General features: G+C 72.8%; 15 protein-coding genes. 11 read left to right on the top strand and 4 right to left on the bottom strand.

The features are described from left to right. Window positions 1-49: 49 nt before the first annotated feature. The gene (locus ACZ6PY_RS20335) at window positions 50-538 is read left to right on the top strand and encodes a GNAT family N-acetyltransferase (protein WP_466074344.1); all 489 of its coding nucleotides are present in this window, start codon (window positions 50-52) and stop codon (window positions 536-538) included. Window positions 539-791: 253 nt separating this feature from the next. Further along, window positions 792-1,295 carry a winged helix-turn-helix domain-containing protein gene (locus tag ACZ6PY_RS20330; protein WP_466074687.1) on the top strand — a complete coding sequence of 168 codons (504 nt, stop codon included), beginning with the start codon at window positions 792-794 and terminating at the stop codon, window positions 1,293-1,295. Between the two features lie 127 nt (window positions 1,296-1,422). Here ACZ6PY_RS20330 and ACZ6PY_RS20325 read toward each other — a convergent pair whose 3' ends face one another. Then, the gene (locus ACZ6PY_RS20325; RefSeq protein ID WP_466074342.1) at window positions 1,423-5,826 is read right to left on the bottom strand and encodes a S8 family serine peptidase; all 4,404 of its coding nucleotides are present in this window, start codon (window positions 5,824-5,826) and stop codon (window positions 1,423-1,425) included. Between the two features lie 247 nt (window positions 5,827-6,073). Here ACZ6PY_RS20325 and ACZ6PY_RS20320 point away from each other — a divergent pair, with 247 nt between their 5' ends. From ACZ6PY_RS20320 to ACZ6PY_RS20305, 4 genes are all read left to right on the top strand, one after another. After that, window positions 6,074-6,697, top strand: a complete 624-nt coding sequence (locus ACZ6PY_RS20320; RefSeq protein WP_466074340.1) for a winged helix-turn-helix domain-containing protein — start codon at window positions 6,074-6,076, stop codon at window positions 6,695-6,697. Window positions 6,698-6,885: 188 nt separating this feature from the next. Then, the gene (locus ACZ6PY_RS20315) at window positions 6,886-7,611 is read left to right on the top strand and encodes a hypothetical protein (protein ID WP_466074338.1); all 726 of its coding nucleotides are present in this window, start codon (window positions 6,886-6,888) and stop codon (window positions 7,609-7,611) included. A gap of 31 nt (window positions 7,612-7,642) precedes the next feature. Further along, complete coding sequence (locus ACZ6PY_RS20310; RefSeq protein ID WP_466074336.1) at window positions 7,643-7,867, top strand: hypothetical protein; 225 nt, start codon at window positions 7,643-7,645, stop codon at window positions 7,865-7,867. A gap of 36 nt (window positions 7,868-7,903) precedes the next feature. Continuing rightward, window positions 7,904-8,995: an NYN domain-containing protein gene (locus tag ACZ6PY_RS20305; protein ID WP_466074334.1), complete on the top strand. Its 1,092-nt coding sequence runs from the start codon at window positions 7,904-7,906 to the stop codon at window positions 8,993-8,995. 19 nt (window positions 8,996-9,014) lie between these two features. Here ACZ6PY_RS20305 and ACZ6PY_RS20300 read toward each other — a convergent pair whose 3' ends face one another. Then, window positions 9,015-10,253 (bottom strand): hypothetical protein, encoded by a 1,239-nt coding sequence (locus ACZ6PY_RS20300; RefSeq protein WP_466074332.1) that lies wholly within the window; start codon window positions 10,251-10,253, stop codon window positions 9,015-9,017. 89 nt (window positions 10,254-10,342) lie between these two features. On the opposite strand from ACZ6PY_RS20300, the gene ACZ6PY_RS20295 reads away from it, so the two are divergent. Together ACZ6PY_RS20295 and ACZ6PY_RS20290 are read left to right on the top strand one after the other, a co-directional pair. Further along, window positions 10,343-10,816: a molybdenum cofactor biosysynthesis protein gene (locus tag ACZ6PY_RS20295; RefSeq protein WP_466074330.1), complete on the top strand. Its 474-nt coding sequence runs from the start codon at window positions 10,343-10,345 to the stop codon at window positions 10,814-10,816. 152 nt (window positions 10,817-10,968) lie between these two features. Next, window positions 10,969-11,544 carry a sigma-70 family RNA polymerase sigma factor gene (locus tag ACZ6PY_RS20290; protein ID WP_466074328.1) on the top strand — a complete coding sequence of 192 codons (576 nt, stop codon included), beginning with the start codon at window positions 10,969-10,971 and terminating at the stop codon, window positions 11,542-11,544. A 15-nt stretch (window positions 11,545-11,559) separates the two neighbouring features. Here ACZ6PY_RS20290 and ACZ6PY_RS20285 read toward each other — a convergent pair whose 3' ends face one another. Beyond that, window positions 11,560-12,297 (bottom strand): zf-HC2 domain-containing protein, encoded by a 738-nt coding sequence (locus ACZ6PY_RS20285; protein ID WP_466074326.1) that lies wholly within the window; start codon window positions 12,295-12,297, stop codon window positions 11,560-11,562. Window positions 12,298-12,675: 378 nt separating this feature from the next. Between ACZ6PY_RS20285 and ACZ6PY_RS20280 the strand changes: the two genes are divergently transcribed. From ACZ6PY_RS20280 to ACZ6PY_RS20270, 3 genes are all read left to right on the top strand, one after another. Then, entirely contained in the window at window positions 12,676-13,239 is a 564-nt protein-coding gene (locus tag ACZ6PY_RS20280) for a RidA family protein (protein ID WP_466074324.1), read from the top strand. A 128-nt stretch (window positions 13,240-13,367) separates the two neighbouring features. Beyond that, a complete protein-coding gene (locus ACZ6PY_RS20275) occupies window positions 13,368-13,658 on the top strand; it encodes a hypothetical protein (protein WP_466074322.1) in 291 nt (96 codons plus the stop codon). Then, a complete protein-coding gene (locus tag ACZ6PY_RS20270) occupies window positions 13,630-13,797 on the top strand; it encodes a VOC family protein (RefSeq protein ID WP_466074320.1) in 168 nt (55 codons plus the stop codon). Before ACZ6PY_RS20275 ends, ACZ6PY_RS20270 begins: the two co-directional genes overlap by 29 nt. A gap of 397 nt (window positions 13,798-14,194) precedes the next feature. Here ACZ6PY_RS20270 and ACZ6PY_RS20265 read toward each other — a convergent pair whose 3' ends face one another. Continuing rightward, window positions 14,195-14,884, bottom strand: a complete 690-nt coding sequence (locus ACZ6PY_RS20265; protein WP_466074318.1) for a DUF899 domain-containing protein — start codon at window positions 14,882-14,884, stop codon at window positions 14,195-14,197. Between the last annotated feature and the right edge of the window lie 111 nt (window positions 14,885-14,995).

Genomic DNA, 14,995 nt, shown 5'->3' with positions numbered 1-14,995 from the left:
GGGCGGCCCCGCCCCGCCCCTGCCGTCCACCTCGACGAGACTAAACGGCATGCTGACGACGGTCGCGCCGGTGACCCCGGGCCACGACGCGTTCGAGCCGGTGGTCGCCCTCTTCGACGACTACCGTGCGCACTACGGCCAACCACCGTCCCCTCCGCGCACCCGCGCCTGGCTGCACGACCAGGTCGCACAGCGCCGGCTCGCGGTCGCTGCCGCCGTCCGCGGCGAACAGGTCTGCGGCTTCATCACGACGGCCGTCACCCCGGCGTCGCTGCTGCTGGGTGCCGCGTGGTCGATCCGCGATCTCTACGTCGCCCCGCACCACCGGCGCAGCGGTGTCGCGAAGAGCCTGCTCCAGCACGTCGTCGACGAGGCGCGGGCGGCCGGCGCGCTCCGCGTGTCCCTGCAGACCGAGGTCGACAACACTCCCGCCCGGACGCTCTACGCCGAGATCGGTTTCCGGCGGGTGTCGGGACTGGAACTGCTCAACCTCACCCTTGCCCCGAAGCGCCCGGATTCAGATATCTCCGCCGATTGACTCGTGTCACCGCGTTACATCGACGTTAACTGCTATACCCATCATCGTTATACGGCTATATGATGCCGATCAACGGATCAGCAACGCCTCACAAGACACCAGCCTCAGTCACATTTTCCACGCCTGCGGCCGCCGCGCGTCCGAATCCACCCGCGCCCGACGGCCGATTCCCGCCGCCTGTGCCGCACGTGCACCGGTCATTGTCCGGCGCGTGGAAAAAGCATCAGAAAAGGGTGGAACGGAAGGGCGGATGATGGCGGGGGTGCCGTCCTTGGTCATCGGTATCGCGTCCTCGGCCGCGGAGCGCCGGCAGCTGGCCCAGCTGCTCGGCGGCACCGAGACGTTCCTGATCGTCTCCAGCGCGCACCAGGCGCGACGGTTCCTCGACCTGCTCCGCGCGCCCGGTGCGGCGCGCCCGGCCGCCGCCCGCGAGGCGGTCCCCGGCGGCCCGCCGCCGGCCGGCCCGCCGGCGTCCGGCCTGGACGTGGACTCCGACCGGCGCGTCCTGCGGTGGCGGGAGCGCGAGGTCGGGTTGACGCCGCTGGAGCACGACCTCCTGGTCTGCCTCGCCCGCACACCGGGCCAGGTCTGGACCTACGCGCAGCTGCACCGGGCGGTGTGGGGCAACGACCACCTCGGGCGCGGCTCCGACATGCACTCGGTCGTACGCCGGGTGCGCCGCAAGCTGGGCCGGATCGGCGCCGTGCCGACGATCCTGGCGGTGCGCGGCATCGGCTTCCGTCTCGCGCCGTCCTGACCCGTCACGCGCCCGCCGGCGTGCATGCCGAAGCCGCGCACAGCCCCTGATCGCAGCGGTGAACGCGGTCCGGCCCGCCCGGTGGGGAACACCGGGCGGGCCGGACCTGACAGTCGGCGGTCAGGGGTCAACAGCGGATGGGGGACAGGGTGAAGTCCTCCACGGTGGGCGTGGTGTTGTTGATCTTCGTCTGGCGCGTCTGGGGCTTCCAGCCGTCCTTGGCGACGATGATGCTGAGCGGGTTGTTGCGCCGGTCCATCCAGTAGGCGTACCTGCCGTCGGCGTCGGTGGCGAACGTCCAGGACATCGCCCACGAGTCGACCTGGACGACCGCGCCGGGAAGCGGTGCGACGGCGCCCTGGCAGCTCCTGCCGGAGACCGTGCCCATCAGCTTGCCCCAGCTGGTCGGCGGCTGCGCGATCATCGTGACCGCCACCGGCGGCACGGTGTACGGCGTGTTCTCCTTGATCGCGACCGACGCCGAGTAGGTGCCCGGCTGGTCCACGTTGGCCGTCATGCCGACGGTGACCGTGACCTTCTCACCGGGGGCCAGGGTGACCTTCGACTTGTCGATGGTCAGCCAGCTGACGTCCGCCGTCCCCTCGGCGCACTCCTCGAGGCCGGGCAGCACCTCGCTGTCCTTCGTGGCGTTGAAGCTGCCCGAGGAGCCGCCGATCTTGTAGAAGCCGCACGCCGCGCCACCGCGGTAGCGGGGGGTGTTGGCGTTGGGCAGGTTCGCCCACGAGTCGGTGGCCGGGTCGTACGCGAAGCCGGCGTTGGTGATGGCGCCGCCCTGCGAGCCACCGACCACCAGGAGCTTGCCGTTCGCGACGGCGAACGAGCTGGCCCAGTTGTCGGCCGGGGCGTCCGCGACGGCGGTCCAGGCGTTGGCGGCCGGGTCGAACGCGTAGCTGGCCTTCTGTGCGACGGAACCGTCGTTGCCGCCGGTGCAGTAGACCGTGCCGCCGATCCCGCCGCAGGACGCGAACGCGACCGACTTCGGGTAGTTCGGCAGGGTCTCCCAGGCGTCGGTGCCCGGGTCGTACCGGACCACCGAGTTGGACATCGGCAGGCAGCTGGCCGTGGTGCAGCCGCCGACGGCGTACAGCTTGCCGTCCGCGACGGCCTGGCCGGCGGCGGCGCGCGGCGCCGGGTTGTCGGCCTTCCTCGTCCAGGTGTTGGCCGCCGGGTCGTACGACCAGGTGGCGGCGTCCGGTCCGGCGGCGCCCCAGCCGCCGGTGGCGATGATCTTGCCGTCGACCACCCCGACCGTCATGGCGTTGCGGGCGGCGGGGAGGTCGGCGATCGCCGTCCAGCTCTGGGCGATCGGGTCGTAGACGTAGTTCTTCGCGCTGGACGTCGTGCCGTCACCGCCGGCGATCGAGTAGATCTTGCCGTCGAGGTTCACCACCCGGTTGTCCATCACGTTGGCCGGGTAGTTGGCGATGCCCGTCCAGGGCTCCGCCTGGGGACCCGCCGGCGCGGCGGCCGCGGTGGCCGACTTGCCGGACGGGCGGGCGGCGAGCGACGTCGGGGTGGTGAGCCGCTGCGCCGGCGCGCCGGTCGAGCCGAGCAGCTTCTGCTCGGACAACTGGGACCCGTCGGCCCGCTGCAGCACGAACCCGCCGTCCTGCTCGCTGAACTCGACAGTGACCGGGGCTCCGCCGGTATTGGTCACCGTGAAGGACTTGGTGACCTTTCCGGTGGGCATCCGGACGGTGCCGGTCACGGACGTCGGCTGCACGGCCAGCCGGCCCGCGGCGAGCTGGAAGTTCGCCGCCGTCGCCCAGTCGGCCTCGACGTCGACCTGCTTGGTCTGGCTGACGTAGTTGCCGGCCCTGGCGGTGAACGGGTGCTGGCCGGTCAGCGACGAGAACATCCAGTAGAAGCCGTCGGGGAGTTCGGTGTCGTCCGGGGTGGCCACGGTGGTGGCCTTCTCCGCCGGGCGGTCGTCACTCGTGACGGTGGCGCCGTTGACGTAGCCGTTGTCGTTCTTGTCGCGGACGTGACCGAGCACCAGGCCGCCGTCGATCGGCTTGCAGACGATCTTGCTGCCGATCAGCACGTTGTCGACCTGCCACCACCATTCCCAGGAGGCGTCGTAGTAGTGGAACCGGACCCGGACCTGCGCCTGGCCCGCCGCCTGCGGGATGGGCACCTCGGTGACCCGCGGCCCGCGCACGTCGGCCGCCTGCCGGAGCACGTTGCTCCAGGTGGTGCCGCCGTCGAGGCTCAGGTCGACGTCTGCCCGGTCGGTGCTCAGCCAGTTGAAGTCCTGGTTGAACCGGATCACCGGCGCGGCGACGTCGGTCAGGTTGACGACCGGGCTGACCAGCGAGGTGTCCTGCCGGCCGCCGCTGCCGTAGTCGTCGCTGTCGATGATGGCGAAGCCGCCGGAGCCGCCGGTCAGGTTGCCCCGGTCACCGCTGTCGGTGAACTTCCAGACCTGGCCGGTGCCGGCGTTGTCCACGACGGACCAGCCGTCGGGAACGCTCGTGCCGTCGAACGTCTCGTACTCGCCGTCGGAGCTGTCGGTGTAGCCGGGCGCCGCGGCGCACGCGTTCGGATCGGCCGGGACGGCGATGTTGCTGGTGGTGTTGCCCGAGCCGACCACGACCTCCTTGGTCACGGTCGGGTAGCCCGGGTACTGCGACTCGACCTTGAGCCGGTAGGTCGCCCCGGCCGGCAGCTTCAGGCTGTAGCGGCCGTTGGCGGGGGTGGTGTAGTCGGAGACGGGGAGGCCCTCGACGCTCACCTTCGCGTAGAGCGGCCAGCCGTGTCCGGAGCCGTCCGTGACCTGGCCGCTGACGGTGACGCTCGGCACCGCCGTCAGCGCGACGTCGAGCGTCGTGGTCGCGTTCGTGGTCACCGTCGCCGTGAGCGTCCTGCTCTGGTAGCCGAACGCCGAGACGGTGACCTGGTAGTCGCCCGCCGGCAGCAGCGACGAGTACGTCCCGTCGGCGGCGGTGGTCAGCGAGCGGGTCGCCGGACCGGTCAGGGCGATGGTGGCGCCGGCGATCGGTGCGCCGGTGGCCGAGTCGGTTACCTTGCCGGCCAGGGTGCCGTTGTCGCCGATCGGTGCGGCGTTGAGCAGCGCCAGCGCGTCCAGCCGGCCCTCGCCGTAGACGTTGTTGTCGTCGGTGGTGCCGCCGCACTGGGTGTCGGCCTTGTCCACCGCGGTGTCGTTCAGCAGCGCGCGGGTCGCCGTGACGTCACCGACGAGCGTGGGCGCCGCCGACCAGAGCAGGGCGATCGCCCCGGCGAGGTGCGGCGCCGCCATCGAGGTGCCGCTGTAGCTGGCGTACGAGTTGTCCGGGACGCTGGACCGGACGTTGACCCCGGGCGCCGACAGGTTGGGCTTGATCTCGCCGTTCTGCCCGGCGCCGCGGGAGGAGAAGCTGGCGATGTTGTTGTTGATGTCGTACGCGCCGGCCGAGTAGTTGCTGGCCAGACTGCCCGGGGAGCCGCTGGTCTGGCAGGCCGGCCCATTGTTGCCGTTGGACCAGGTGCCGAAGATGCCCGAGGCGGTCCAGGCGTCGGTCACGTCCTCCATGAACGGCTCGGTGGAGGGCAGCGTGGTGCCCCACGAGTTGTTGATGATGTTCGGCCGCTTGCTGGCGTCCGGGTTCTGCCCGTTGAGGTCGGTGGGCTCCAGCATCCACTGGCCGGAGGAGACCAGCGCCGCGTCGGTCGGGCAGCACCCGTTCGCGGCGATCCACTTGACCTCGGGGGCGACACCGATCTGGTTGGCGCCGTCGGAGCCGGCCATGGTGCCCATCGTGTGCGTGCCGTGGCCGTCCTCGTCGCACGGGGCGGTGGCGCAGGTGCCGGCGGCGTCGAACCAGTTGTAGTTGTGGTCGAAGGTGCCGTCACCGTTGTTGCCGCGGTACGAGTTGACAAGCGCCGGGTGGTCGAACTGGACGCCGCTGTCGATGCTCGCCACGGTGATGCCGGCGCCCTTGACCCCGAACTGGGACCAGACGTCGTCGGCGTTGATGTTCGCGATGCCCCACTCCAGGGCGTTCACCGACTTCTCGTCGGTGCCCTGGGTGACCTCCGGGAGCTTGTACTCCACCGGGGCGTAGAGGCCGTCCACCTCGGCGTGTGCGGCGAGGTTCTGCGCCATGGTGAGCGAGCCGCCGGTGACCTTGATGGCGTTGGTGGCCCAGAAGGTCTGGTACTTCGTGCCCGAGCGGTCGAGCTCGGCGCGGACCTTCGCCTGGCTGTCGGCGGCGGTCTTCTTCAGCGCGTCGGCGACCGCCGTGCCCCGCTTGGCCCAGTCCTTGACGGCGCCGGCCTTGCCCAGGTCCGCCTTGGCGCCGAAGTGGATCCAGAAGTCGCCCTCGCTCTTGCCCTGGAGCTGCCGGGTGAGTTCGGGGCGGATCTTGTCGCCGGCGGACGCGCCGGTTCCGGTCTGCGCAGCCTGTGCGCCTGTGCCGGTGGCGGCCATCGCGGTCGCGGCGAGAACCAGGGCCGCGCCCGCGCTCACCAGCCGACCGGCCAGGCCCCTCCTGTGTGGACGTCTCAGCATCGGTGCTGCCTCCTCCAGAACGACCCGCGGATGTTCGAGCCATGGCGGAAGGCGCAGGAGAACCCATCTCCCCTCGGATCGCACCGGTGTGAACGAGCCCCCCAAGCCCCCTTGGGCGCGCCGTGCGGGTCTACGCCGGCTGCCTGAGTGGACACTATGATCGACAGGAAAGCGCGATCAAGCACTCTACGTGAGCAACATGTCACCAACAGGCCCCCGTCGGTCGGCCCGGTTGACATTGACTGTCATGGCGATTCTCGAGAGCGGCGATCCGCGCCGCCGGTTGCTCCGGGCGGGGGTGACGGTGACCGAGAAGGACACGAGCGGGGCCACCGGTGGTCCCGACCCGGTGGAGCATCCGTTCCCGCTGGTGATCGGGGTCACGTCGTCGCCGGCTGAACGGATCCGCCTCACCGAACTCCTCGACGGCGTCGCGCCGCTGCTCCTGGTCGCCGACCTCGACGAGCTGCGCAAGCTGCTCACGCCCGCCGCGCCACCGGCGGATCCCGACATGCCGCCGCCCGCCACCCCGGCGCCGGACGACACGTTGGTGATCGACGCCGCCCGCTCGACCGCCCGGTGGGGCGACCGGGAGATCGTCCTCACCCGCCTCGAACGGGACCTGCTGGCCTGCCTGACCAGCGAGCCCGTCCGGGTCTGGAGCTACGCCGAGCTGCACCGCTCCGTGTGGCACGACGAGGGGCTGCGACACAAGGCGGATGTCCAGTCCCTGGTCAAGCGGCTGCGCCGCAAGCTCGACCAGTTGGGCACCGGCGTCACCGTCGTCGCGGTGCGCGGTGTCGGACTCCGGCTGACCGACCACCGGCGGCCCCGGGCGCAGGGCACCGGCCGCCCGCCGGGCGACCACTAGGGCCCACGCCGACCGTCCACACGGGTGGCCGACTACGTCGGGAAGCGTAGACCTGTACCCGCCCTGGCGTACCCCGGAGGCCGCCCCACGTCGGATGGCACGCCGCCCGCCCGCTGACACCATGACTGGCCGATGGAGGCGCATCCCGGCTCGTCCGGGCGCGTCCGGCCACACAAGGGAGGGCGGAAATGGGACCGAATCGGATTAGCGAGGCGGGCGGTGCGGCATCGCCGCGGTCGGCGGAGGCCCCGGGCCGGCGCTGGGGCTGGTGGGGCATCGTCTTCGTGGTCGCCTTCGTGGCCAGCATCGCCGCCGGCAGCGCCCTGAAGGTGGGGGAGAGCCTCTACCTGCCCGACGCGTCGGTCGCGCAGCTGCGGGACTTCTACGCCGGAAACGCCGTGGCGGTGCTGGTCCAGTCGGCGTTGCAGATCCTGGCGGCGGTCGCCCTGTACCGGTTCGGGTGGCGGCTGCGCGCCGCCCTGCGGACGGAAGGCACCCGTGCCGGTGCCGTGTTGGGCTGGGGGACCGCGATCACGGCGGGGTCGCTGCTCGCCTCGGTGCTGTGCGGGCTGGTCCTGCTGCTGGTCGCGGAGCGGGCCGGCGACTCGACCGTCGCCGCTCTCGGCCGGGCCGCGCTGGTGCTCGGCGGTGCGGCGCACCTGCTCGGCGCCGGCGTCCTGATCACCGTGGCCTCGGCGCTCGCGCGGCGGTCCCGCCGGCGGCCGCGCTGGGTGTTCGGCTACGGAAGGGTCGTGGGCCCCCTGGTGGCGGCCTCCGCCCTCTCGATCCTGGTGCCGCCGCTCGTCCGGCCGGAGCCGGCGTTCCGGCTCCTCGCGGCCGTCTGGCTGGTCGGCGTGGGCATCGGCGTCCTGCGGGGGACCTTCGACGAAGTGGGGCGGGACGTGCCGGCGTAGCACCTAGGCTGGCGGGAAGGAGGTGGCGGCGGTGGGCGCTGGTGGGGACCGGTCGGCGACGCGGCGCAGGCGCCTGCTCCTGGCCGGCCTGCTGGCGGTGGTCGGGCTGATCCTGCTGCTGCTCGGCCTCACCGTCGCCAACGGCGCCGTGGCCGGCGTCGAGGTCGTGCTGGCCCTGCTGCTCCTGATCGGCAGCTACGCGATCCAGCACGTGGCCCGCCGTGACACCCTCTACCGCGACGAGCGGCCTCGGTGAGCGGGCCGGACCCGGAACCCGGCTAGGCTGGCCGGCGTGGATCAGGAAGACCGGATCGCGCTGTTCCTCGACTACGAGAACCTGGCGCTGGGTGTGCGCGACCATCACGGTGGTCGGCCGTTCGATTTCCGCCCGATCGCCGACGCTCTCGCCGAGCGCGGCCGGGTGGTGGTGCGCCGCGCCTACGCGGACTGGTCGTACTTCGACGAGGACCGGCGGATGCTCACCCGGTCGCACGTCGAGCTCATCGAGATACCGCAGCGGATGGGCGCCTCCCGAAAGAACGCGGCCGACATCAAGATGGCCGTCGACGCCGTCGAGTTGGCCTTCGAGCGGGGATACATCTCCACGTTCGTGATCTGCACCGGGGACAGCGACTTCACGCCGCTGGTGCACAAGCTCCGTGAACTCAACAAGCGGGTGATCGGGGTCGGTGTGGAGAACTCCACCTCGGCGCTGCTCCCGCCCGCCTGCGACGAGTTCCTCTTCTACGACCGCCTCGAAGGGGTCGACGTGCCGCCCGCGGCCGGCCGCCGGGGTCGGGCGGCCCGCCCGGCCGAGCCCGAGACGCCGCCGCCGGCGGAGCCGCGGGTGGAGGCGCCGGCCGAGGTCCCGCCGCCGGGGGAGGAAGCCGCCCGGGACGTCGACACGCTCTCCGTGCTCGTGGCCCAGACCGTGGCCGGCATGCAGGGCAGCTCCAGCGGCGAGGTGACGGCCTCCGGCCTGAAGCGCACCCTGCTCCGCAAGGACCCGACGTTCAGCGAGTCCGACTACGGCTTCCGCACCTTCGGAGAGCTGCTGCGCCACCTGGCCGGGCACAACGTCATCGAGCTCGCCGCGGGACCCGCCAAGGGCGACCCGGAGGTGTCGCTGCCCGAGCGCGGCGACCGGGAGGTGGCCTTCGCGCTGCTGCGGTCCGTGGTGGTGGACCTGGCCGGTGAGGGCGGCGCGGTGGCGCTGTCCGGGCTCAAGGACCAGCTCCGCCGGGCACGGCCCGACTTCAGCGAGAAGAAGCTCGGCTACCGCAGCTTCCTCCAGTTCTGCAAGGCGGCCGCCACGAGCGGCGCCGTGGCGCTGCGGTGGAGCCCGGAGGCGGAGGACTACCTGCTCACCCCGCAGACCCCCTGAGGTCCGGTGCCGCCCCCGTTCAGGTCCGGCGGCACAGCAGCGGGTCCAGCACCGGCAGCCGGAGCGGATCCAGGCAGATGCCCGCCAGGGTCGGCTCGCTCGGCGACGGCGAGCCGGTCGGCGCCACGGTGGGGCTCGCGCTCGGGACCACGGCCGGCGGTGGGCTCCCGGTCGGGCTCACCACCGGCGGCGGGGTCGACGGCGCGGTCACCGGGGGCGTGGTGGCGCGGGACGGCGCCGGCAGCACGACGGGCTCCGTGCCGACCCGCACCGGAGGTCCGGCGACGACGGGCCGCGGGCCGTCGTCGGCCGGCCCGGGGCGCCGGGTGGGCTCCCCGGCGGGCGACCGGGCCGGGCCGCCGTCGGGCTGGCCGGGTGTGCTGAGGACGGGGTCCGCCGCGAGGTCGTCGTCGGGAGCGCCGGCCGGGCCGACCCCGGCCCCCGCCGCCGGGCGCACCGGCCCGGCCGTCGCCGGCCAGGTGCCCGCGGCCGCCACGCCGAGGAGCACCGCGACCGCCACGGCACCGGCCGCGACCAGGCGCTCCGGACGCCGCCGTTCCACCGGGGCGTCCGCGACGCCGAGCGGTCGCGGCGGTCGGGGCCGGGCGGCGCGGTGCGCCGCCAGCAGCGCGTCGAGCTGCGTGCCGAGAGCGTCGCGGGTCCCGGTGGCGGTGGCGTACGCGAGGGTGAGGTAGAAGCGGAAGTTCGCCGCGCCGGTGACCGGCACCCGGAGTCCGTCCGGGCGCCGGCCGTCTTCCGGGTGCAGCAGGGTGACCGGCAGGTCGGCGTGGTGCCCGAGGCCGAGCAGGTCACGGTGGGCCCACTCGCGGTGGCCGGCCCGCCCGGCGAAGGCGACCCGCCGGTCGGTCACCACGGCGGCACCGCTGTCGACCACCCGCAGCCCGGCCGGGAGCGCGCCGTCGGCCGGGTCGAGCAGCTCCGCGGTCAGCGCCGGCTCGGGCGCGGGGAGCCCGGGCACGTGCCGGGCCTCCGCCTCGACCAGCTCGACGACCGGCACGATGCGGTAGACCACCTCGCCGTCGTCCAGCTCGACCGGCAGCTCCGTGCCGGGCAGGGTGCAGCCGTGGAACCCGGTCGCCTCGATCCGCAGCCGCTCCAGGTGCTCGTTGCGCCGGCGCCACGTCCGGGCCGCCGCCTCGTACGCGCGCCGCCGGCGTTCGTTCTCGCGCCGCGTCCACGCAATCTGTCGTCCCAGCTCCGGGTGACGCCCGGCCGGGGGAAACCGTCTCGCCGTCACACCCGGTACAACGGCCTCCACCCAGCGTGGACACGTGAGGATGGCTATCGTCCGCTTTGGTGCCGGTACGTCCGTGCGAGAATCGGCGGATGCCGCAGATCGTCCAGTTGCTGGCCTCGCCGGTGCACCGCTACGTGGGCCGGCCGGCCGACGGCCCGGCCCCGGCGCCGCCCGGCGAACTGGTCGAGGACGTCCGCATCCGGGCCGGACTGGGCATCGTCGGTGACCGCTACTTCGGCCGGCCGGCGCACCGCGAGGCGAGCGTGACCCTGATCGCGCAGGAGTCGCTGCCCCCCGGCGCCGACCTCACCCAGGTCCGGCGCAACGTGCTGACCCACGGCATCGCCGTGGACGAACTGGTCGGCCTGGTGCTCACCCTGGACTCCGGCGACGGGCCGGTCCGCCTGCGGGTCCACCGGGCCGCGCCGCCCTGCGCCTGGCTGGACGTCACCGTCGCGCCGGGCACCTGGAAGGCGCTGCGCGGCCGGGGCGGCGTCCGCTGCGCCCCGCTCACCGACGGCGTCCTGCGGGTCGGGCCGGTCGAGGTGACCGTCGACTCCTGACCCGGTCCGGGAACTTTCCGGCCCCGCCGGCCGACCAACCTGCGACCGTCCGGCCGGCGGCGGGGTGACGAGGAGGACGGCGGGATGAACCGAGCAGGGCCCGCGCCCGTACCGTCGACCATGACGGTGGTGGACCGGCGGGCCGGTCGCGGATGAGCGCCGAGCCCGACGACGAGCAGGTCACCCGGTGGGCGCGGCGGGCCGGCCGGGGCGACCAACAGGCCGCGGCCGCGTTCGTCCGGGCACTCCAGGGGCCGGTGTGGCGGTTCCTCGCGCACCTGGCCGGTCCCGCCGAGGCCGACGACCTGACCCAGGAGACGTTCCTGCGCGCGCTGCGCGGCCTGCCCGGTTTCGCCGGCCGGTCCGCGGCCCGTACCTGGGTGTTCACCATCGCCCGCCGGGTCGCCGTGGACCACGTCCGGGCCGCGACGGCGCGCCCCCGGGTGGCCGCGCTGCCGGACTGGCAGGCCGCCGCCGAGGCGGCCGGGGCGGTCACCCCGGGCGGGGACGAGACCGTCACCCTGCGCGGGCTGATCGCCGGGCTCGCCCCGGAGCGGCGGGAGGCGTTCGTCGCCACCCAGGTGCTCGGCCTCTCCTACGCCGAGGCCGCGGAGGTGTGCGGCTGCCCGGTCGGCACCATCCGGTCCCGGGTCGCCCGGGCCCGCGAGGACCTGGTCGCCGCCTGGCAGGGCGACGCCCGGCCGACCCGGGGCAGCCGGGTGGTCTAACGGCGCCCCGGACCGTCAGGCGGCCCGGCGGTCGCGGGCCTGCGCGGCGTACGGCGTGGGCGGCAGCAGGCGCAGCGGGGCCGGCTCGGAGGGTTCCTCGGTACGCAGCGACCAGCGTGACCCGGCCGACCGGCCCTGCCGGGGCGGCGTGCCGCCCGGGCGCCACCGGGGTCGGGCGAGCAGCACCATCACCACCCAGCCGACCAGCAGGAAGCCGTGGCTGACCAGCCGCTGCACCGCCACCTGCCCGGTGATCAGATCGTTCACCGACAGCAGCACCAGGGTGGCGACGAACGCGCTGAGCATCGGCAGCAGCCCCGCCGGGGCGGAGCGCCGCAGCGCCACGTAGAGGAAGCCGGCGCCCACGGCCACGTTCCAGGCGGCCGACTCGTGCCAGAGGTGCTGGCCGGTGGTGTGCGCGTGGTCGATCACGGCCTCCCGGCCCACCTGGGCCAGACCGAGCACGAGCTGCACGGCGCCGAGCAGCCCGAGCACCCCGCGCAGCCCGAGCGCCACGCGCTCCGGCCACCCGGGTCGCGCCGGCGGCGCCGCGGCGAGCACCGCCTCGACCAGGTCGGGCACCGGCGGGGCGAGCTGCGTACGGGCCCGCCGGGTCACCGCTACGGCCGACTCGAACCAGCCCTGGCAGCCGCCGCAGCCCGCCAGGTGCGCCTCGGCCGCCGCGCTCTCCGACCGGGTCGCCTCCCCGTCCAGCTCCGCCGACAGGATCTCCCGCCACTGCTCACACGCCATGTACAGGTAGTCGTCCGCACCGGCCGCCTGGTTCCCGCGGCCCGGTCGGCCCGTCGCTCGGGCGCCGGAAGAATTCCAGGTAGGCGTCGACCTTGTGGGCGGGCGTGGGCCCGCCGGGTGCGCCGGCAGGGCCCCGCTCCCGCGCCGCGCGGCAGCGGGGTCTCCGCCGGGACATGGTGGTGTCCGCGACCCACCGCGTGCGCCGGCAGGTCCGCCACCGGGAACGGCGGTGGGCCGCCGGGCAGCAGCCCGGGGTCGCGTTGACCGCCAGGCCGGCGTGGGCCGGCCGCCGCCGTGGCGCGGCACCGACCCGACCGGGTACGCGGCGGACAGCCGCCCGCCCAGCGCGGCGAGCCGGTCCGGGTCGGCGTCGGCCAGGTGCAGCTCGGCTACCCCGGCGTCGAGCAGGGCGACCTCGATGGCACCGCCGGCGCCGCCCACACCCAGCAGGCAGACCCGCCGGTCGAGCGGTCGTATCCGGCCGCCTCATCGGAACCTCGCTGCTCTGCGATGCTATGTGCCATGTCCTCCTTGCGTCGCTTGGTCACTTCAGGCTCACCGCTGGAACCGGAAATCGGCTTTTCTCGAGCCGTGCGGATCGGGCAGTTCGTATCCGTGGCCGGGACCGCTCCGATCGCCGACGACGGCGGCACGGCCGGTCCCGGAGATGTGTACGCCCAGTCGGTTCGCTGCCTGGACATCGCCGAGCATGCGCTGCGCGAGGCCGGTGCGACGCTCACTGACGTCATCAGAACCAGAGTCATGCTCGTTGACATCACTCATTGGCGCGACGCGGCGCGCGCCCATGGCGAACGGTTCGGTCAGATACGCCCGGCCTGCACCTTCGTCGAGGTATCCCGCTTCATCGACCCGGCGTGGCTGGTCGAGTTCGAGATTGACGCCGTCGTGGCGACGAGCGACCGTGCCGCCCCGGCGTCCTGACCTGCCGCTGATCGCGCGCCCGGTCAGCGTCCGCTCGTGCCGATGAGCGGATGCCGTGGCGGGCCGTCCCCGGAGGTCGCCATGCCGCAGTGGGTATACGTTCGGCCGTCGGTGTTGGGTTCGCACCCATGACGGTGCAGGTCAGCGCCGGGCGTTTCCATGCGGCCGACGGTGTCGAGGACTGGCGTTGTCTCTACCACCTGGTCTCGGCCCACTTCCGGACGGGCTCCCTGTCGGCGGGGATCGCGTTCGTCGACGAGATCGGTCGGATCGCCGGCCGCGACGACCAGGATTACCTCAACGTGGACCTGCGTCATGCGGGTGTCACCGTGTCGCTGTCCCGGCGCGACGTCTCACTGGCCCGACGGATCGCGATCGCAACGCAACCGCATGCACATCGACATCGCCGTCCCGCATGATCAAGCCGAGGACCGCATCGCCGCTGCCCTGGCCGCCGGGGGCCGCGTGACTTCCGCAGCGCAAGCGCCGATGTGGTGGGTGCTGGCCGACGCCGAGAGCAACGAGGCATGCATCGCCACGTGGGTCGGCCGCGAATAGCGGGCCCGCTTGAACAACGTGTGGCAAGGCCATACGAGCACGCCCTACGGGCGGACGTGCGGACTGCAGGCCGTCCGGATCTGCCGTTGGTCGCGCGGTGCGCGTGTCGAGGCCTGGCCACCCAGCGGCACGAGACTACGTCCTCCTTTGGGACCTCGACAACCTGATTAAGCCGACGCTGGATGCAATGGAAGGCGTCTTTGGCCTCCGTCCATGGCGGGGGCGGCTCAGGCAACCGATGACCGAGTCGACCACCTGGAGGCCAGCAAGCGCACCGTCCGAAGCGGCGAAGTACCTGGGGCGCGGATCGAGGTCCGGCGGCTGGTGCGGTAGCGCGCTCATGCCGCACCGCGAACGGCGCGTTCCGTCACTTCCTCTGGCAGGCTGCCAAGCGTTCTCACGCATCTGGCCCGTAGAGCGCGGCAATGTCTTCGGAGCTGGCCCACCGGCTGTACGTGGGCGACTGCGGCCAACCCTCGGGCGAGTCCTGCCACTCCTCCTGCCGCCCATAGGGCAGCAGATCGATCAGCGCAAAGGTGTGGCTGAGCTGCTCGGTGCCACGGCCGTTGGTGTGCCAGGTGCGATAAACGGTGTCGCCATCGCGCAGGAACACATTGACAGCGAATCCGCCGCCGGGCGGTGCGCCGACATCACCGCCGAATGGACTGTTTGCCGTGGAGTACCAGGTCATCTTGTTTCCGACCCGCCGCTTGTACGCGAGTGCCTCCTCGATCGGACCTTGGGTGACGATCACAAAGCGGGCGTCGTAGTTGTCCAGTACATCCAACCGGGTGAACTGCGAGGTGAACCCGGTGCAGCCGGAACACTGCCACTGCTCGTGGGGGAACCACATGTGGTTGTAGACGATCAGCTGTGACCTGCCACCGAACACGTCGACCAGCCGGATCGGCCCCTGCTCACCCTCCAAGGTGTAGTCGGGCATGTTAACCATCGGCAGTCGCCGGCGCTGCGCGGCGATCGCGTCCAGTTCTCGGGTTGCCGCTTTCTCCCGAGCACGCAGTGCGTCAAGCTGGCGCTGCCACGTGCCGGCGTCGACAACGGGGGGTAGTGCTGCAGAGGCGGTCATAGCATCTCCTTACGGATCCCTGAACGGAGCTTGCGGTCTGTGGTTGTAGACCCTGCCGGGCCGCCTAACTCATCGGTGGCTCGCCGCGTTCATCGAGTGACGACCTCCTGA

The sequence above is a fragment of the Micromonospora sp. NPDC048907 genome (assembly GCF_055586885.1).
Note: the sequence above shows the minus strand (reverse complement) of the source record. Positions and strands in the feature narration are given on the sequence as shown.

Coding starts and splice junctions, on each gene's coding strand:
- ACZ6PY_RS20275 (WP_466074322.1), top strand. CDS start 13,368: ATGACGGTGCAGGTCAGCGCCGGGCGTTTCCATGCGGCCGACGGTGTC.
- ACZ6PY_RS20265 (WP_466074318.1), bottom strand. CDS start 14,884: ATGACCGCCTCTGCAGCACTACCCCCCGTTGTCGACGCCGGCACGTGG.
- ACZ6PY_RS20325 (WP_466074342.1), bottom strand. CDS start 5,826: ATGCTGAGACGTCCACACAGGAGGGGCCTGGCCGGTCGGCTGGTGAGC.
- ACZ6PY_RS20315 (WP_466074338.1), top strand. CDS start 6,886: ATGGGACCGAATCGGATTAGCGAGGCGGGCGGTGCGGCATCGCCGCGG.
- ACZ6PY_RS20270 (WP_466074320.1), top strand. CDS start 13,630: ATGCACATCGACATCGCCGTCCCGCATGATCAAGCCGAGGACCGCATC.
- ACZ6PY_RS20335 (WP_466074344.1), top strand. CDS start 50: ATGCTGACGACGGTCGCGCCGGTGACCCCGGGCCACGACGCGTTCGAG.
- ACZ6PY_RS20290 (WP_466074328.1), top strand. CDS start 10,969: ATGAGCGCCGAGCCCGACGACGAGCAGGTCACCCGGTGGGCGCGGCGG.
- ACZ6PY_RS20330 (WP_466074687.1), top strand. CDS start 792: ATGGCGGGGGTGCCGTCCTTGGTCATCGGTATCGCGTCCTCGGCCGCG.
- ACZ6PY_RS20320 (WP_466074340.1), top strand. CDS start 6,074: ATGGCGATTCTCGAGAGCGGCGATCCGCGCCGCCGGTTGCTCCGGGCG.
- ACZ6PY_RS20295 (WP_466074330.1), top strand. CDS start 10,343: ATGCCGCAGATCGTCCAGTTGCTGGCCTCGCCGGTGCACCGCTACGTG.
- ACZ6PY_RS20285 (WP_466074326.1), bottom strand. CDS start 12,297: ATGGCGTGTGAGCAGTGGCGGGAGATCCTGTCGGCGGAGCTGGACGGG.